Annotated in this window: 19 protein-coding genes; 1 reads left to right on the top strand and 18 read right to left on the bottom strand. The window is 41.2% G+C overall.

The features are described 5' to 3' along the window. Positions 1 to 19: 19 nt before the first annotated feature. From ACVBDY_RS01710 to ACVBDY_RS01625, 18 genes are all read right to left on the bottom strand, one after another. Complete coding sequence (locus ACVBDY_RS01710) at positions 20 to 409, bottom strand: RidA family protein (RefSeq protein WP_447173739.1); 390 nt, start codon at positions 407 to 409, stop codon at positions 20 to 22. Between the two features lie 87 nt (positions 410 to 496). Further along, positions 497 to 889 carry an OsmC family protein gene (locus ACVBDY_RS01705; protein ID WP_447173738.1) on the bottom strand — a complete coding sequence of 131 codons (393 nt, stop codon included), beginning with the start codon at positions 887 to 889 and terminating at the stop codon, positions 497 to 499. 28 nt (positions 890 to 917) lie between these two features. Then, the gene (locus tag ACVBDY_RS01700; protein WP_447173737.1) at positions 918 to 1,235 is read right to left on the bottom strand and encodes a GNAT family N-acetyltransferase; all 318 of its coding nucleotides are present in this window, start codon (positions 1,233 to 1,235) and stop codon (positions 918 to 920) included. A 186-nt stretch (positions 1,236 to 1,421) separates the two neighbouring features. Then, entirely contained in the window at positions 1,422 to 2,405 is a 984-nt protein-coding gene (locus ACVBDY_RS01695; protein WP_447173736.1) for a type I glyceraldehyde-3-phosphate dehydrogenase, read from the bottom strand. A 108-nt stretch (positions 2,406 to 2,513) separates the two neighbouring features. After that, the gene (locus ACVBDY_RS01690) at positions 2,514 to 2,975 is read right to left on the bottom strand and encodes a nuclear transport factor 2 family protein (protein WP_447173735.1); all 462 of its coding nucleotides are present in this window, start codon (positions 2,973 to 2,975) and stop codon (positions 2,514 to 2,516) included. 52 nt (positions 2,976 to 3,027) lie between these two features. Next, a complete protein-coding gene (locus ACVBDY_RS01685; protein WP_447173734.1) occupies positions 3,028 to 4,074 on the bottom strand; it encodes an alpha/beta hydrolase in 1,047 nt (348 codons plus the stop codon). Between the two features lie 26 nt (positions 4,075 to 4,100). Further along, positions 4,101 to 4,391 (bottom strand): UBP-type zinc finger domain-containing protein, encoded by a 291-nt coding sequence (locus tag ACVBDY_RS01680; protein ID WP_447173733.1) that lies wholly within the window; start codon positions 4,389 to 4,391, stop codon positions 4,101 to 4,103. Positions 4,392 to 4,404: 13 nt separating this feature from the next. Then, the gene (locus ACVBDY_RS01675) at positions 4,405 to 6,042 is read right to left on the bottom strand and encodes an FAD-dependent oxidoreductase (RefSeq protein ID WP_447173732.1); all 1,638 of its coding nucleotides are present in this window, start codon (positions 6,040 to 6,042) and stop codon (positions 4,405 to 4,407) included. A gap of 42 nt (positions 6,043 to 6,084) precedes the next feature. Next, complete coding sequence (locus tag ACVBDY_RS01670; RefSeq protein ID WP_447173731.1) at positions 6,085 to 6,342, bottom strand: glutaredoxin family protein; 258 nt, start codon at positions 6,340 to 6,342, stop codon at positions 6,085 to 6,087. Beyond that, complete coding sequence (locus ACVBDY_RS01665; RefSeq protein WP_447173730.1) at positions 6,335 to 7,516, bottom strand: cation:proton antiporter; 1,182 nt, start codon at positions 7,514 to 7,516, stop codon at positions 6,335 to 6,337. The genes ACVBDY_RS01670 and ACVBDY_RS01665 overlap by 8 nt, the downstream gene beginning before the upstream one ends. A 10-nt stretch (positions 7,517 to 7,526) precedes the next feature. Next, entirely contained in the window at positions 7,527 to 7,739 is a 213-nt protein-coding gene (locus ACVBDY_RS01660; protein ID WP_447173729.1) for a (4Fe-4S)-binding protein, read from the bottom strand. An 11-nt stretch (positions 7,740 to 7,750) separates the two neighbouring features. After that, positions 7,751 to 8,035: a GNAT family N-acetyltransferase gene (locus ACVBDY_RS01655; RefSeq protein WP_447173728.1), complete on the bottom strand. Its 285-nt coding sequence runs from the start codon at positions 8,033 to 8,035 to the stop codon at positions 7,751 to 7,753. 14 nt (positions 8,036 to 8,049) lie between these two features. After that, the gene (locus ACVBDY_RS01650) at positions 8,050 to 8,709 is read right to left on the bottom strand and encodes a YoaK family protein (protein WP_447173727.1); all 660 of its coding nucleotides are present in this window, start codon (positions 8,707 to 8,709) and stop codon (positions 8,050 to 8,052) included. A 4-nt stretch (positions 8,710 to 8,713) separates the two neighbouring features. Further along, the gene (locus ACVBDY_RS01645; protein ID WP_447173726.1) at positions 8,714 to 10,054 is read right to left on the bottom strand and encodes an alginate export family protein; all 1,341 of its coding nucleotides are present in this window, start codon (positions 10,052 to 10,054) and stop codon (positions 8,714 to 8,716) included. A gap of 109 nt (positions 10,055 to 10,163) precedes the next feature. Further along, a complete protein-coding gene (locus ACVBDY_RS01640; protein WP_447173725.1) occupies positions 10,164 to 10,688 on the bottom strand; it encodes a YceI family protein in 525 nt (174 codons plus the stop codon). Between the two features lie 30 nt (positions 10,689 to 10,718). After that, on the bottom strand, positions 10,719 to 12,521 hold the full coding sequence (locus ACVBDY_RS01635; RefSeq protein WP_447173724.1) for an amidohydrolase: 1,803 nt from the start codon (positions 12,519 to 12,521) through the stop codon (positions 10,719 to 10,721). Positions 12,522 to 12,573: 52 nt separating this feature from the next. Then, positions 12,574 to 13,263, bottom strand: a complete 690-nt coding sequence (locus tag ACVBDY_RS01630) for a hydrolase (protein ID WP_447173723.1) — start codon at positions 13,261 to 13,263, stop codon at positions 12,574 to 12,576. A 54-nt stretch (positions 13,264 to 13,317) separates the two neighbouring features. Then, the gene (locus tag ACVBDY_RS01625) at positions 13,318 to 14,034 is read right to left on the bottom strand and encodes a pirin family protein (protein WP_447173722.1); all 717 of its coding nucleotides are present in this window, start codon (positions 14,032 to 14,034) and stop codon (positions 13,318 to 13,320) included. A 1,116-nt stretch (positions 14,035 to 15,150) separates the two neighbouring features. On the opposite strand from ACVBDY_RS01625, the gene ACVBDY_RS01620 reads away from it, so the two are divergent. Continuing rightward, positions 15,151 to 17,019, top strand: a complete 1,869-nt coding sequence (locus tag ACVBDY_RS01620) for a tetratricopeptide repeat-containing sensor histidine kinase (RefSeq protein WP_447173721.1) — start codon at positions 15,151 to 15,153, stop codon at positions 17,017 to 17,019. Positions 17,020 to 17,022: the final 3 nt, after the last annotated feature.

Genomic DNA, 17,022 nt, shown 5'->3' with positions numbered 1-17,022 from the left:
CATCATGTGATTTATCAGTTTATTTCACTACAGTTGCTTCGAGCTCAACGGTTAAGGTTTCAAAAAGGCTTACTACCTCCAATAGCGTCAAAGCCTGTTTCATACCATGTTTTTCCACCCAATTTTGCAGTATATTAAAATGAGGCCAAAGATCTTCAGTGGACGTCGTATAAATATTAAGGCGGACAATATTTTTGCAATCATAACCAGCCTCGGTAATTACATGCTCCAAATTCTTAATCGCCAACTCCAATTGGGTTTTCATGTCAGCGGTACTTGATTCGCCTTTATCATTGATGGCCGTTTGCCCGGAAACATAAAGTGTACCCTCTGTATTGGTTACCTCCACCGCTTGGTTGTAACTACGTTCGTTTTGCCAGGTCCAAGGATTGATTATACGTTTTTCCATTTTTCTTGATTTTTATTTTGCGAATAAATCGCAGTTACTGAATGGATTACAAGAACCGTTAAAATGATTTTATCATTTTTTTATATTTCATATTAGATTGGATTCCACCGTAATATTTCCCGTAATCATTCTTTCAATTGGGCATTTTGATCCCATTTCCAATAATCTTTCCCGTTCTTCGCTTTGGAGATTTCCAAACAGTTGGATTTCTTTTTTAAAAGTCACTTCACCTGTAGCCATGTTTCTTTTGAATCCGACTTTGATCTCCACCTTTTCCAAGTCCCATCCTTTTCTGTCGGCATACATTCGTATGGTCATTGCCGTACATGCAGCCAAGGAGGATTCAAGAAGTTCTGTAGGTGTAAATCCCAAATTACCACCACCCAGCTCTTCCGGTTCATCTGCCATAATAATATGGTTTCCACCCTGTATTTCGGTCTTATATCGTTGTTTCCCAATTGTGACCATTATTGTTTTCATCTTATTTCAGATATGATTATTATTTCGGCTAAAGTTTGTCGTAGCCCTTAAAGTTTTTGCTCACAATACGCTTCCAGTCAGGATGTCGTTTTATATAGGCAAACACAAACGGGCAGAAGGGGAGCAATTGCAGTTGCTTATCTTCCAGATAGTGCAGTGTTTTCTCAACAAGGGCACTTGCCGCTCCCTGTCCCGACAACTCCGGTTCGGTCTCGGTGTGGACCAAGGCTATCTGGCTGCCAAATTCACCATAATTAGTGAACGCATAATGGCCTCCGATTTCTATTTCGAAACGTCTCTTTTCCTCATTTTTTATCAAAGGAACCTCCTTAAATATTGATTTCATGTTTTACTATTTTAAATCTAAATGTTTATCCAGCTATCGGAGGAATCTCGCAAGACTGGTATTCATCCCCTTTATGATTCTTTGGTATAAGATTTGGACTTAAAGGCCTATTTCTGAATTTGACAGATCCCTTTTTCCATTGAACTCATTTTGTTGTTACCGTAATTTAATTTCTTTTAACACTATTTATAATTCTTGAATTTGTCTGATCATTTGGCTGGTAAATCCCCACTCATTATCATACCAGGCCATTACTTTCACAAGGTCTCCGTCTACTACTCGTGTCATTTCAAGATCCACAGTCGCAGCAAATGTATTTTTTATCATATCAGAAGAAACCAAGGGCTCATTGCTCACATCAATGACTTTCTTATAGCGTGGAGTCTCCGCTTCATTTGTTAAAATCATGTTTATTTCCTCAGCAGAAGTTGGACGCTCTGTGATAAATGTAATATCTGAAATAGACCCTATAGGCACTGGTACGCGAACTGCTATTCCATCAAATTTGCCTGCATATTGCGGAAGTGCTTTGGTCACCGCTATTGCAGCTCCTGTCGATGCTGGTGCAGAGTTAATAGCGGCTCCGCGTCCCATTCGTGATTCTTTCTTTGATGGGGCGTCTACTAATGTCTGTGATGCTGTATAGGCATGTGTTGTATTTAGAATGGCCTTTTTAATTCCTATTCTACGACCAATAATTTCAATAATGGGTCCTGTATTATTTGTGGTACAACTGGCACACGAAAAGACCGATACTTTTCCTTCTTCTGTGTTTACACCATGAATTACGGTAGGGGTATCCTTTGTAGGACCTGAAATAACAACAAATTTGGCTCCGGCTGAAATGTGTTTTTCGGCATCCAGTTTGTTCGTAAAAAAACCTGTACTTTCAATGGCAATATCGACATCCAATTCGTCCCATTTCAATGCAGCCGGGTCTTTTATCATTGTATATCTGATAGGCTTGCCATTGATAACTATGTGATCATCCTGAATAGTTATCTCTTTGTCAAATCTCCCATATATACTATCATATTTTAAAAGGTAGACTGCATTTTCAATGGTCATGAGATCATTTATCCCCACAACTTCAAGCTTTGGGGTATCTGATATAATTTTAAGGGCTGCCCTCCCAATTCGGCCAAAGCCATTGATTCCGATTTTTTTCATTATAAATATTTTATTGGTTCTCGTTTAAATTATTTCCTGGATTGGCTTTTTGATAACCGGTTCTTGAAATGTCCCCTAAATCATTCTGTCGATTGAATATCGTTTAAACTATAAACTAAATTCAGCTCTTTTTGGATCACTATGGAACATACCGGCCGGCGTAATTCTAAAACTACCAGCTGTCGCAAAAGTGTCTTCCATGAACATGAAGTGATAAATCCTTCCATCTTTCACTTTGGCAAGTATTGAAAAAGGAGAAGTGACCTGTTTGTTAAGTGTTATTGAAGTGTAAGTAAAACTACCAAAGACAGCTACCTTTTCATCTTCTGAAAAGATATCCTGCACTTCAAAAGCTTGAATTGTCCAAAATTCATTAACGCCGGCAAACGTATCGATGAAACCTTTTGCCCCCTCATGATGGGTTCCTGCCCAAGGCATAATTTTTTGCAACTCCGGGTTATTAAAATTTAATGAGATATAAGTAGCGTTTGGATCTACAACCGATTTAATAACATCAGGATTAGTGGTGTTTGCTAAAAAAAGTTCGATAGTTTCTTTTGGTGTTTTCATTTTTTTTGTATTTAAACTTTATGAGAAAGTTTGATTTCTATTTAATCATGTTTTATTCGGTAAACAAGGCTTCTCGCAATACGGCTGAAGCTTGAGTCAATGCATCCTGTACACCTGGAATATGTGACAATGGGTTCAACATGCCATAGTCGTGTATCATCCCCTTGTACACGGTAATCGTGGTGGGAATGCCGGCCTCATCCAGTTTGCGACCATAAGCCACGCCTTCATCATAAAGGATGTCGTTTTCGGCCACCTGGATCAAGGCAGGGGGCAAACCTTTCAATTCTTCGAGAGTGGCATTGACCGGGGAAACATATTTTTGCAGACGTTCTTCGGGATTGGGGATGTACATATCCCACATCCATTCCATGATCGGCGTGGTCAGGAACCGTCCCTGCGCATACTTCTTGTAGGACGGACGATTGGTATCGGAATCCACCAGTGGCCATAACAATAGTTGGAACGCCAGTTTTGGCCCCTTGTTTTCCTTGGCCATCAAGGCGACCACCGTCGACATGTTTCCGCCCACACTGTTTCCGGCAACGGCCAAGCGGGAACCGTCCACACCGATTTCGTTACCGTGTTCCGCTACCCATGTCGTAGCCGCATAGGCCTGATTGATGGCCACGGGAAATTGTGCATCTGGGGTGGGCGTATAATCGGGAAAGACGGCCGCTGCTCCACTGCCCACAACCAAATCCCTCACCAGACGTTTGTGGGTCGGGTAATCCCCCAGTACCCATCCCCCGCCATGGAAGAACATGAACACGGGCAAGTTGTCCTTGGCACCTTTGGGCTTTACAATATGAATGGTGATGGTCTGCCCGTCTTGGGTTATTTTTCTTTCTGATTCTTCGATATCGCTATAGTCGTAGGATACCGAATTTTGGGCATCCACAAGCACTTGCCGGGCATCCTTAGGGGATAATTCCTCCAATGGTGGTCCATCACCACTGTTCAGAACCGCCAGGAATGCACGGGTGCCCTTTGAAATATTGGGGTCTTTTTCCCCGGGAATTGTTTGTGACATGATGTTTGAATTTAAATTGATTAAAATGAAAAAAATCGTTGTAGCTGCTAATTTGACCTGGTTCATAGTGTTTTCTTTTTTGGTTAATTGTATTATTTATACTGTTTTAAAGGTCTCTTGATCTTGTCCACATAGCACCAGGCAAATCTGGACCATGGCCTGGGCAAGATGGAAGTGACCACGGGGTGGCCTGTTGCTTCAAAATGTTTTTGTGCGTGCTGGTTTGGAGAAGAGTTGCAGCACAAAACGGTCCCGCATGTTTGGCAGAGACGCAAATGGTTCCATTTGCTGCCAGTCTTGACACATTCCTCACACACCTTTATTTGGGTCGTTTTGAAATCCTTTCCGTTCAAATGCCCACAATATTCCTTTACGTCCTCCATACCCAGCACTGTTCTATTTGTTCATTTTTAGTTCGGCCAAAAATTGATGGACCTGGCTAATGGCCATGGAGCCTTCACCTACTGCCGAGGCCACCCTTTTTACAGAACCTTTTCTGACGTCGCCGACGGCAAAAAAGCCCGGTATGCTCGACTCCAGGGATTGGGGTTTTCGTTGCTCGAAGATGGAACATTTGGTCATGGCAGCCTCGATTACATCCTGACCTGTATAAATAAATCCCTTGTCGTCCATGGCCACAATGCTATTCAACCACTCGGTGCATGGTTTCGCACCAATAAAGGTGAATAGATTGGAAATCCCTATGGTTTGTTCACTGCCTTCTGTATCCAGTACTAAGGACTCCAAGTGATGAGCTCCATTGAGTTGAACCACATTGCTGTTTTTTTGCACGATGATATTAGGAGTGGCATAAATTCGCTGTACGAGATAATCGCTCATCTTGGCCCCGAGATCGTCACCCCTGATAATAACGTGGACCTCGGCGGCATGATCTGCGAGAAACAATGCTGCCTGTCCCGCCGAGTTACCACCCCCTACAACACCGACCAGTTCATTTTTACAGGCCGAAGCATTCATTCCTGTGGCCGAGTAGAAAACGCCGCTGCCCTCAAATTTTTCGATATTCCCGATAGGCAGGCGCCTGTAGTTTGCGCCGGTGGCGGCAATAACAGACCGGGCTTTGATATGCCTGTCATTGGAGGCACATAAGGTGAAATAGCTTCCGTTATATTCCACTTTTTCCGCCTTATGCGGAATGGAAATATGGCAACCGAATTTCTGCGCCTGGAGATAGGCCTTGTTGGCAAGGTCGGTCCCGGATATACCCGTTGGAAAGCCCAGATAATTTTCGATTTTTGTGCTTTTTCCCGCTTGTCCCCCCGGAGCGTTGCCATCAATGGTCACAACGGACAATCCTTCTGAAGCTGCATATACACTTGCTGCAAGTCCGGATGGGCCAGCCCCTACGACCAACACATCAAATATTTCATCTCCGAATTCCGTAAGTACACCCGTTTGTTTTGCCAGTTCGGCAAGCGTAGGTTTTTTGAATAGTTCACCTGTGATGTTTATTAGGATAGGGAGATCTTCATGGGTCAGATTAAAGCTATCCAATAGTGCTTGGCCCTCTTCGGAGACATCGGTATTCAGGAAGGTATGCCAGATATGGTTCTTCTCCATGAAATCGCGCAAACCATAGGTTTCTTTGGATTTTTCGGAACCAATCACTTTTATGCCCCCGGTAAATTCCCTTAGCATGGTCTCCTGTCTTTGGATGAATGCCCCCAGGAGAACATCACTGATGTCGCTATGCCTGGATATTACTTCCTTCAGAACATCAGGCTTTATACAGAGGACCGTGGTGCCTTTCGGGGCATGGGCACTAAAGGGTATCCTACGGTTGGACAGCATACTGCTATCCCCTGAAAACTCATGGACACCATGGGTTCCCACAACTTCATCCCGAATTGGATCTTTAATCTGTATTTCTCCATCCAGGATCACATAAAAATCATAGGTGTTATCCCCAACTTCAAAAACAAGGGTTTCCTGATCAAAGGTTATAATACTGCCAAATTCCTTAAGGGTATTTATTTGTTTTTGGGTCAATACGGGAAATCGTGGATCGGTCATTTTAAATCTTGTTTTATCGAGTTCATATTTTAATCCATTTACTCAATGGTCGATGTTGTGCTTTTTTAAAAAATCAATAAGCTCGGGCACCTTTGGGTTTTTTATAAAATCATCGCCAACCATTACCGTGGGAAACTTTAGCTCCCCATCATAAAGAGCACGTATTTTAGCACCTGCGGCCGTATCGGTCTCCACATTAAAATCTTCAAATGTGATCCATCTGCTCTGCATGAAATTGCGCAGTGATGCAGATTTTGGGCACCAATCGGTCCCATATAGCTGTACTTTTGGACTATCCATTCTTTAAAGTCAATTTTTTAAGTGTGGGGTGAATCTTTTCTGCGTTGGTCACAATAAACGGGGTCACGGACATCAATATGATGGATACCGCCAGGAATATCTGGTAATTGTTGGCACTGATCAACTCATACTTTAACCCGCTCTGTGCAAGGACAAAGGAAAACTCACCGATTTGTGCAATCGAGAACCCTACGGCGAACGCGGTTTTCCATTCCAGTCCCAACACTTTAACCGCCAAAATCCCGGCAATGGCCTTCACGGCAAAGGCGAACAAGATCCAGAACACGATCCATCCGAAATCGGTCAGGAATATCTCATAGTTGAGTAACATCCCCATGGAGATAAAAAAGAAGCTCATGAACACATATCGAAAGGGTAAAAAACAGGTTATCGCCATGTGGTCATAATCGGTTTCAGCTATGATCAGGCCTGCGATAAAGGCGCCTAACGCGAGTGATAGGCCCAATTGCTCGGTAAGCAGGGCAATGCCTGTAACGATAAAGATCAGGGCTATCAAGAACACTTCCTGGCTCTGGATCTTCATGACGTTTTTTAAAAAATAAGGAATCACAAAACGGGCCAGTACATAGGCAATCCCACCCATCAATATCAGTTTGCCCAATAACCAACCGAATGCTGCAAATGAATCACCGCCTACTCCGGCGATAATAGGTGTGAACAGCATAAGGGGTACGATCATAATATCCTGGAACAGCAATACCGCCAATATAAATTTACCATGGGGCGTTACTATTTTATTGGAGTCCTGTAATGTTTTAATAACGATAGCAGTACTGCTCAAGGCGTACAGAAATCCCCAAAAAACACTTTCTTCCCAACTGGGCCGCATGGTCAGCCAGATAAGTCCTGCCGTAATTATGATGGTAAAGAACACTTGTGCGCTTCCCCCACCCAATACATAATTTTTGATCTTTTTGAGTTTATCGAACGAAAACTCAAGTCCAATGGTAAACAACAGGAGTATTACCCCTATTTCAGCATATACATCAACCTCCTCCATTTTGGTAAAATAACCGGAGGTATTCGGACTGAGCAATACTCCTGTGATCAGGTATCCGATGATATATCTGATTTTAAGGAACCGGCATATAATGACCACCGCCGTGGCGACGCCAAATATGGCACAGATATTTAATAGAATGTGATGTTCCATACAATTTGTTTTAGGACTCCCGATAGCTCAGTGCTCCGGAAGGGCAATTGTCAATCTGGTGTTTTATAGCTTCTTTCGAAGCGTTCTCCGGCGTTATCCAGGGCTTTGCTTTAGGGTCATAGACCTTTGGCAGGGTTTTTACACACACCCCGGCGTGAATACATTTTTTGGGATTCCACATCACCGTTAAATCGTCTTTTTGATACTCTTTGATGGTTTCCATAGTCGTTGTTTTTATGATTTTAGTACATCCCTGATAGCTTCTGTTTTTTTAAACATGGTAGCTGCAAAAGGACATAGGGGAATGATTTTTATGTTTTTGCTCCTTGCCATTTCTACAATTTTGTACAGCATCTGCTTGCCTACCCCTTTCCCTTTATGTTCCGGCTCCACATCGGTGTGGTCTATGATTATTAATTTTTCTCCGGCAACGGAATAGGTCATCATCCCTGCCCGTTTATTATTTTCCCGGGCCATGGCAAAGCCTTTTGTTTCGTGTTCCTTTAGTTGTATTTCCATGATTGTATAATTAATTATTGTATGTGTTCTTCTTTTATTGACAGGGTTATGTAAAGGATCAATAACACGGGTAATAAGGCACTCATAAATGCAAAATAATTTGCAATCACTGCAATGAGCAGAGCACCTGAAATAAACCCTATCACGGCAAACATTTGTAGTGTCATCAGGCTTTTTTGTTCCTGTGATTTTTCTTTTTTTAAAATGTATCCTATATCCATGGCTATTTTGGTGACATTTCCTGTCATTACGGTGGTGAATGGCAATTTTGTAAATAAGGTTTTCGAATACATATTTTGTAAAGCCATGGCAATCACGGCAGGGGCTGCTATAAGCATTGCTTTTAAATTGTTTATATCGTTATTGAAAAGGGCACCGACAATAAAAAACAGGCTTAAAAAGCATGCTTGTGTCCCTAAAAAAAAACGAGTTGTTTTTAATGTGATTTTTTTTGGAATTACTACTGTCGCTGTGGTGACCGTAATAAAGAAAACAGGTAATACGGATAATTGCGCCCACAGCAGTTGGTCACTTTCTCCCGACCTCGCAAAAGAACTACCTATAAGCACAAAGTTCCCTGTTACATGGGCCGTAAAAATCTGATAGAGCAGAGAAAACCCCAGTGTATCTGTGGCACCACCGACAAAGCTTAAAATTAATGCTATCTTTTTCATCTTTCTAAAACCTGAATTCTGTTGTCAATACAAAATGATAAAGTGTATCCGGCAGGCTACTCTCTTTTAAAAAAGCTCCCGGGAATACAATATTGGATTCCAGTTGCATGTTTATAAAACCACTGGGTTCAAACGAGATATTGGCACCTATTTGATGGGCTATAAACCTTTTATTGTTCGTACCGGGGTAATCCAGGGTCATCGGTGCGCCATATACACCGTCTTCTGTCGAATAGCGCCAAAAGGCGTCATAATCTATTTCTGCCTGCCATTTGTTGAAGGTTGTGTTTATGTAAGGATGAACATCGATCAGGTTGGAAGGGCCAAACCGGGCAACCCGCCCGAAATATGCTCCTCTGGGGTACAAAGCATCAAAGGTGTTCATTTTGTTGTCTGTAGCATCCCTGTCGCCACTTATCGCTTCCGTTTTTATGCCTAATCCGAAGTCTCTTCCCAGCAGGAGTATTTGTCTTTCTACATGCAGGGAAAGCGTCCAGGCTGAAATATCCTGATTTCCGAATTCTCCAAATTGATAGACTACTTCATTGTTAAATGTAAACCCCTTGTGCTTGCCAAAATGCCTGATTCCAACGGATACCCTTCTCTCATTTTCTATCCCGCTGTCATAAGCAGCTTCATCATCTTTTTGATAAAACACATAGACGTCCAGATTAGTAGCAACAGATATGTTCGTTGTCGTATAAATACCCGAAAAGGTTTCATCAAAAGTTAAGTAATCATTATCGAATACTTCCTGGGCCGGTTGTACGGGAATGGAAAAAAATACTTTTGCCTTAAAATTGCCGGATTGATAATTCAACGCTACAAAGTCAAATAGTCTTCTGACATTGGGGCCTTCGCGTATATCTACTAATCTTCCCGATCCTAAACGGATATTATGCCTTCCTGCTGCTATGTCCCAATTTGATGTAAATCTGTATCCGGCAAACAACTGGTTCACATAAAGCTCGTCTTTGTCTACCGGACTAATGTCATTTTTGTTTGTAGCCAAACTGCTACCCAATTCTGTAAACAGCTCAAAATTCTTACCTACTTTTAAATGAGCGTGTGCTAAAAATCTATTTAAGTACCAGATATTATCCTGGGACCCATTGCGGTCAAATTCACCATTAATAAATGATTCTGCTTGAAAACGCCAGCTCCCCCCCAAGGAAAGTGTGGTATTTTGTGATATGTTAACTATTTTCAGATGCTGAAATAAGGTTTTATCTGCTACGGAATCTATTGACCTCACATTATCATTCTGGCGTAAAAGGCTAAATTCCTGACCATAGGCAGAGCAGTGAAAAGTAATGAACAATATGACACAATTTGTAAGTTTCATAATTAAACCCTGGTTGGTAGTACTTCTCACATTTGGTGAAGCAATTGCAACAATCTTCAGTATCTTTTGGTTTTTATTATAGATTGATTTTAAAACAATTAACCACTGCCTATTCTTTTGTAAACTGTAGATCTGCACTCAGTTTCACAGTATCACTTACCACTATGCTCCCCGCCTCGGTAATAGCACTCCAGGCCAGGTTGAAATCCTTTCTATTAATGATACCTGACATTTCAAAGCCAGCTTTGGTTTGCCCATAGGGATCCACGGCTATTCCATTGAAATCAACATCTAATTTAATTTCCTTGACGACATCCCGAATTGTTAAATCTCCTACCAAAGTGCTTCCATCAAATGATTTGGACATAAATATGATCTCTGGATAGGTTTCCGCATTGAAAAAATCATCTGACCTTAAGTGTTTGTCCCTATCACCATTTTTTGTGTTGACAGAACTGGTTTTTGAAGTGAAGTAAAAATCTGCATTAATGAAACCATCATTATCAGTTTCTACGGTTGCATTAAAATCTTCAAAGTGACCCGTTACGGTAGAAATCATCATATGCTTTACTTTAAAACTGATTTCGGAATGTACCGTGTCAATTTTCCACTTTGTTTTTTCTGTTATGCTCATGTTATTTACTTTTTAAAAATTAGTACACATTTATTTGCTTTGATAACCTCCGTAATATTTTACGGGAGACCAGTCGGGGATTACTTCTGGTAGTTTTGGGTTCATATTCTGGTATTCACCCGATGCAAAAACTACATTACCTCCTACTACGGTCAGTACTGATTTTAAATTATTGATTTCTTTTTCCGGTATGGAAAAGTAATCCCCGGACAATAATGCAAAGTCTGCATACATGCCGTTTTCCAAAGTTCCTTTAACGTTTTCTTCGTCAGAAATCCAGGCACTGCCTTTAGTGTATAAATGCAAAGCTTCTTCTCTTGATAATTGGTTAGCCGGTTCGGCCAGTTGAAGATCGCCTACGGTTTTACCCGTAATCAACCAATATAAAGCCGGCCATGGATTGTAGCTTGCTACCCGGGTACCGTCGGTTCCGGCTCCTACAGGAAGTCCCAGGTCTATCATTTTACGAACGGGTGGTGCTTGTTTTGCCTTATCGGCCCCATAGCGTTCGACAAAAAACTCACCGGCATAAGCCATTCGCGCCTGAATCGCAATGCCACCGTTTAAAGCCTTAATACGTTGCAAATCTTTTTCTTTAACTGTTTCTGCATGGTCAAACAGCCATCGGCCGGACGCCAGTTTTCCATTAGTTTCCCGGTTTACCTCTTCAATAACATCCAGCATATTGGTTATGGTTTCACCATAAGTGGCATGTATTCGGAATGGCCAGCCATTGTCCACGTGAAGACGTATAATTGTCTTTAGATCTTCTCTCCATGTGGGCCTGTCTTCGAGCATAGGCTGGGGTGCCAAAAAGTTCTCGAAGTCACCGGCACTCCAGGCCAGAAACTCTCCGCCACCTTCCAGTTCATACCCGTGGTCCAAATGTATTTCGCCATTATGGCCTACTTCGTTCTTTGCCATCCATTCCTGAAATTCAGCATACTCTTTCCCCTTGTTTTGCGGAAACAAATAATAGGAAAGACGGATAGGCATTTCACCGGATTCAGCCAAAAGTTTTGTACCTGCATAATCTGTCGGAAATTTATGCCCACCACCACCGGCATCAATACCACTGGTAATGCCAAAGCTGTTCAGTTCCCGATAGAATTGCCTGGTAGAGTTTACCATTTCTTCGTCAGACAAAGGCGGCAATGCACCTATACGGGCATATAAAATGCCAGGGTTGGGTTCTGCCAATAGAACCCCTGTTAATTTACCATCCGGACCTTTTTCAAAACTGCTGCCTTCCGGGGCTTTTGTATTTTCATTTATGCCCAGGGCATCAAGTCCTGCCTGATTAAGCCATCCCCGGCTATATAAGAAAAGAACAAAGGCGGGTACATCTCCGGTAGCTTCATTAATTTCTTCGGGTGTAGGAAAGCGCTTTTCTTCAAATTGAAAAGGGCTCCACCCCCCTATTACACGTACCCATTGCCCTTCAGGGGTCTTCTCTGCCTGTTCTTTTAACATCTGTAAGGCTTTCTTCAGGGACTTCACGCCATCCCAACGGAGTTCGGCATTAAAAAAACGCCCGCCTCTTGTCAGATGCAGATGCGAATCATTAAGGCCGGGGATTAAGGTCTTTCCATCGGCATCAATGGTTTTGGTACCTTCGTTTTTCAGCTTTAAGATCTCTTCATTAGCTCCCGTCTCCAAAACTTTTCCATCCTTTATAGCAATAGCTTCTGTAATTGTTCTGTCAGTATCCATAACAGCAACTTTTGCATTATGAACAATCAGGTCGGCAAACGCGATGTTTTTGCTCTCCTTTTCTTTACAGGAAACAAATGCCAGGACAATAGTTAAAACCAATATAAATTGTTTCATCATTACTGTGGATAAGAACGCTCTGATTCATAGAAGCAGAGCGTTTTTGTATTGATTAATGTTTAAGCATTTCTCTTGCGTATTGAACACCTATTCCGTATGCGCCACCGTATTTAACGACGAGGTCATTTACAGGCTTATAGGTTTCTTGCCTTGCCCAATCGCGTTGTAATTCCAATAAGTATTGCAGGGAAGTAATGGGTTTTGCGCCGGCCTGAACCATACGTGTTACTGCCTGGTCATGCGCTTCTTTGGAAACGTCCCCGGAAGCATCGGTTATAACATACACATCATATCCTTCGCTTAGTGCAGATAAAACAGGCCCGACAATACAAACACTCGTCCATAAGCCGGCCATAACGATTTTCTTTTTGCCTTTACCAGTTATCGCTTTATGCGCACTTTCATCTTCCCAGGTGTTCATCGTAGTTCTATCTACGTAACCGGAAGTTGATTCGGGATAAAATTCCTGGATTTCGGGAAAGACAGGACCGCTAAATGATTTTTCTGCAACCGTAGTAACAACCGTCGGGATTTTAAAGATTTTAGAAGCCCCGGCCACGAGCCCTGTGTTGTTCCTTAATTCCGTCGTAGAAATACTATGTGTTGCAAAGGCCATCTGGCCTTCATGATCTATCAATAGTAAGGAATGGTTTGTCGGATTTAATAATTCCGGACTGGGTTCTTGTGCAAATCCCAACAAACCGGAGATTCCGAATGCGATAAATAAAATTGTCTTTTTCATTGTTGATTTAATTTGTGTCATCATGTGGACGGTTATACATATTTTGATTCTTATTTATATTCGCATAGGAACTTCCATTAGAAGTAGTTCGGTACCGGAATCGGCTTTTATTGCCAATTCACGTACATCCCAGACACCAAGCCCGTCTCTGTGGTTCAGGGATTGGTTGTTTACGGTAACATTACCGCTAAGGACAAATACATAGACCCCGTTGTTTTCCGGGTTTTTCAGGCTATAGGAAAGTTCTCTTCCCTTTTCGAGGCGGGTCATATAAAACCAGGCGTCCTGGTGTATCCAAACTCCTGCGTCATCCGGGCTGGGTGATAATACCTGCTGAAAACGGTTGGCGCGGTCTTCTGCCTTTAAGGTTATCTGATCGTAGCGGGGGGTGACATTCTGCTTGTTCGGAAATACCCAGATTTGAAGAAACTTTACCTCTTTGTCCTTATTTTTGTTATACTCAGAGTGAGTTATCCCGGTTCCGGCACTTAACACCTGTATGTCTCCCGATTTTATTACGGCTACATTACCCATGCTGTCTTTATGTTCCAAATCACCTTTCAGGGGAATGGAAATGATTTCCATATTTTGATGCGGATGGGTACCGAAACCCATCCCGGCAGAGACTCTGTCATCATTTAATACGCGGAGTGCCCCGAAGTGCATGCGATCCGGGTCGTGATAATTGGCAAAACTAAAGGTATGCCTGGAGTGTAACCACCCATGATTGGCATCTCCTCTTGTTTCTGCTTTGTGAAGTACAGTGTGCATAGTTTTAAATTCGTTATTTGATATATGATTATAGCCGGATTTTTCGTGCTATCCCGATGTATATCTTACCAGGACTGATTGTAGCTAAAGCACTCAAACTCCCAGCGGGAATTGTGCTGCCTGTAATGATTTGGGCTAAAGATGCTTTATATGTCATTTTCCTTTTAGTCATGAGCCATTGGTACTTCTATCGTTTTTTCTGAAATATTTGCAATTCGGAATTTGTACGATTGATTGTATTCTTATTGACTAATTTTATGCCAATATTTTAACACATTGAATTACAGCATATTAAAAATGTTCTATGTGTTTTTTATTTCTTTTTTTTAGTACTATTCTCTTATATTGGAAATTTTAAGGGGTTTTCAGCTTGTTGCAGGATTCATTCAGCGCTTAAGAGACTGATTACACTCTATTCGTTCGATAACCCCGGAACATTGCGCTCGGTTTTTATGTATCATAAGGATACATTACAAACATTTTCTTTGGTTATAAAAGCTTTTTATAACCCGCTAAAAAGAGCAGCTTTAACGGCATGCCCTGTGATCTTCTATATTTTACGCCGCTGGAATTCAATAATTTGTGTTTTAAAAATATTATCTTTAACTTAAGTATCGCTATTGGTTCAGCAGGTTAACGATATGCTGTTCAGGAAAGGCAGATCAACAGGAGGCCATATGCTGTATGTTTATATCCGGATTTTCAGTATGGGTTGGCGTATAGCAGATGCTTCTTCACTAAAGTGGCTCCGGATAGATTGAAATATGAATTGTCCGGAAATTCAGTTTACCCCAACTCTTAGAACAATGACGATTATCGGGTTCCGTACTTAAGAAAAACCTGATATATATTTACGGTGATTTTTTTATTTAACTTCGCCAAAAATGCCATTTTTTAAAGTTCATGAGAGCCATACTATTCATCTTATTCGTACTTGCTGCCTGCAATAAACAACAGTACCGCACTGCTGAAAATGTTGCGGGTGATACTTCGATGGCGTATAAAACGGACTTACTATCAGGGAATAAGCGTGATTACTCGAATAATTCCGGGAGGCATGATACTACATTACCGACGAATCGTCTTCGGATTTCTACCGAGGAAAAGGCTAGTCAAATGGAAGCAGAAGCAAACAGGTTACTGCAATTAGGAAAAAATTTATTGCTCCAGGATAAGGCAGAAAAAAAATATGCTGATATCATAGATCTGTTTAATAGATCTTTAAACATTTACATGGAACTGGATGATAAAAACAAGCAAGCTGATGTGCTAAACTATTTGTCTGAATGCTATCTTAATGAGGGCAATTTAATAACGGCTAATGACAATTTGCAGAAAGCATTACAAGTATTCAAATCTACCGGACATGAAAATATACACAACACCTATCACCTATTGCAATTGGTACACAACATCCGGGGTGAACTGGAAAAAAGCCTGTATTATTCTCTTGAGAATATAAAAAGCATGGCCCGGACTAAAAATACCGTTCATGCCGGGTTATATTATCATTTTGTAGGAGAAAACTACAGTGCTTTGGGCGATCATGAAAAAAGCCTGGAATGGTATGATAAAGCGTTGAAGATAAAAAACAGCCTGGATACAACATTGTTGTATCACATTGTAAATGTCACCAGTAAAGAATTACTTCTTCTGAATAGAAAACAGCAGGCCCTGGATTTAATCCTGGAGGTAGCTCCTTTTGAAGAATCTTCAGGAATAGCAGAGTTGGAAGAAGCCAAGGGGTATACGTATAGTGCATTGGGTAAACAGAATTTAGCAAATAAGCATTTTGCCGAGATGTTGAGATTGTATGACAACGAATCCAAAAGTCATGAATTAATACGAAAAAAATCATTGGCGTATCTTAAGTTGGGTAGCTACTATGTAGCCCGGGAACAGTATCAGAAGGCCAAAGATTACTTGTTGCGTTCTTTTCCGCTTTCCAGTGTATCCAATAAGGCCAAGGCGAACCTAATGTTATTTAAAGCAGACTCTGCTACAGGCAATTACAGGAATGCCATACCCTACTATCAGACCTATAAAAGACTTAATGACTCTATCTTTAATGCGGAGAAAAGCAGGCAGATACAAGAAATAAAAATTAAGTATGAAACGGTTAAGAAAGAAAACAGGATTAGAGATCTGCAAAATGAAAACGTAGTTAAAAGCATGGAACTGGACCGGGCTAACCTGATCAAAAAATTAATTTTGGGAGGGCTTGTCCTTCTTTTTACCACCAGCCTTTTTCTGTATAAAGGGCATATGGACAAAAAGCGGATTAACAGGGTGTTATTGAGCCAAAAGGAGGAAATTGCACAACAGAATAATGCGCTACAGGAACTTTTGTCTGAAAAAGAATGGCTGATTAAGGAAATTCATCATCGGGTGAAGAACAATCTGCAAATAGTAATGAGTTTACTTAATACCCAATCCAGGTATATCAAAAATCCTGAAATATATTCTGCTATAAAAAAGAGTCAGTCTCGTTTATTTGCAATTTCTCTGATTCATCAAAAACTATATAAGTCGGACAATTCCAATTTAATAGATATAAATTCGTATATAGAAAATCTGCTTCGGTATTTAAGAGAAAGTCTGGATGAAGGTTCGGGAATCAGATATGAACTGGATGTAGACCGGATAATGCTTCAGGAAGATCAAGCCATTCCCGTAGGTTTAATTTTAAATGAAGCTATCACCAATGCGATCAAATATGCTTTTCCGGAACAGGACAGGAGAGGGGTAATTAAGGTAACCATGAAGAGTGAAAAAGATTATTATTTATTAGGTATACAGGATAATGGGACAGGAATACAGAAGGAATATTCGAAGGATGTTCCTCCTTCTATGGGAATGACCTTAATAAAAGGGCTAAGCAAACAATTAAACGGATCTTTGAAGATTGAAAATAATAATGGTACTTTGATCCAGGTTATGTTCAGGCACATCACCATTTCGGATATATACGCTCAAAACACTTAATAT

The sequence above is a fragment of the Sinomicrobium halophytocola genome (genome assembly GCF_052983395.1).
The sequence above is the reverse complement of the archived record's forward strand: the minus strand, read 5'-3'. Positions and strand labels throughout refer to the sequence as shown.

Bases quoted from the DNA above. Each gene is read 5' to 3' on its own strand.
- ACVBDY_RS01710 (WP_447173739.1), bottom strand. From the start codon at position 409: ATGGAAAAACGTATAATCAATCCTTGGACCTGGCAAAACGAACGTAGT.
- ACVBDY_RS01705 (WP_447173738.1), bottom strand. From the start codon at position 889: ATGAAAACAATAATGGTCACAATTGGGAAACAACGATATAAGACCGAA.
- ACVBDY_RS01700 (WP_447173737.1), bottom strand. From the start codon at position 1,235: ATGAAATCAATATTTAAGGAGGTTCCTTTGATAAAAAATGAGGAAAAG.
- ACVBDY_RS01695 (WP_447173736.1), bottom strand. From the start codon at position 2,405: ATGAAAAAAATCGGAATCAATGGCTTTGGCCGAATTGGGAGGGCAGCC.
- ACVBDY_RS01690 (WP_447173735.1), bottom strand. From the start codon at position 2,975: ATGAAAACACCAAAAGAAACTATCGAACTTTTTTTAGCAAACACCACT.
- ACVBDY_RS01685 (WP_447173734.1), bottom strand. From the start codon at position 4,074: ATGAACCAGGTCAAATTAGCAGCTACAACGATTTTTTTCATTTTAATC.
- ACVBDY_RS01680 (WP_447173733.1), bottom strand. From the start codon at position 4,391: ATGGAGGACGTAAAGGAATATTGTGGGCATTTGAACGGAAAGGATTTC.
- ACVBDY_RS01675 (WP_447173732.1), bottom strand. From the start codon at position 6,042: ATGACCGATCCACGATTTCCCGTATTGACCCAAAAACAAATAAATACC.
- ACVBDY_RS01670 (WP_447173731.1), bottom strand. From the start codon at position 6,342: ATGGATAGTCCAAAAGTACAGCTATATGGGACCGATTGGTGCCCAAAA.
- ACVBDY_RS01665 (WP_447173730.1), bottom strand. From the start codon at position 7,516: ATGGAACATCACATTCTATTAAATATCTGTGCCATATTTGGCGTCGCC.
- ACVBDY_RS01660 (WP_447173729.1), bottom strand. From the start codon at position 7,739: ATGGAAACCATCAAAGAGTATCAAAAAGACGATTTAACGGTGATGTGG.
- ACVBDY_RS01655 (WP_447173728.1), bottom strand. From the start codon at position 8,035: ATGGAAATACAACTAAAGGAACACGAAACAAAAGGCTTTGCCATGGCC.
- ACVBDY_RS01650 (WP_447173727.1), bottom strand. From the start codon at position 8,709: ATGAAAAAGATAGCATTAATTTTAAGCTTTGTCGGTGGTGCCACAGAT.
- ACVBDY_RS01645 (WP_447173726.1), bottom strand. From the start codon at position 10,054: ATGAAACTTACAAATTGTGTCATATTGTTCATTACTTTTCACTGCTCT.
- ACVBDY_RS01640 (WP_447173725.1), bottom strand. From the start codon at position 10,688: ATGAGCATAACAGAAAAAACAAAGTGGAAAATTGACACGGTACATTCC.
- ACVBDY_RS01635 (WP_447173724.1), bottom strand. From the start codon at position 12,521: ATGATGAAACAATTTATATTGGTTTTAACTATTGTCCTGGCATTTGTT.
- ACVBDY_RS01630 (WP_447173723.1), bottom strand. From the start codon at position 13,263: ATGAAAAAGACAATTTTATTTATCGCATTCGGAATCTCCGGTTTGTTG.
- ACVBDY_RS01625 (WP_447173722.1), bottom strand. From the start codon at position 14,034: ATGCACACTGTACTTCACAAAGCAGAAACAAGAGGAGATGCCAATCAT.
- ACVBDY_RS01620 (WP_447173721.1), top strand. From the start codon at position 15,151: ATGGAAGCAGAAGCAAACAGGTTACTGCAATTAGGAAAAAATTTATTG.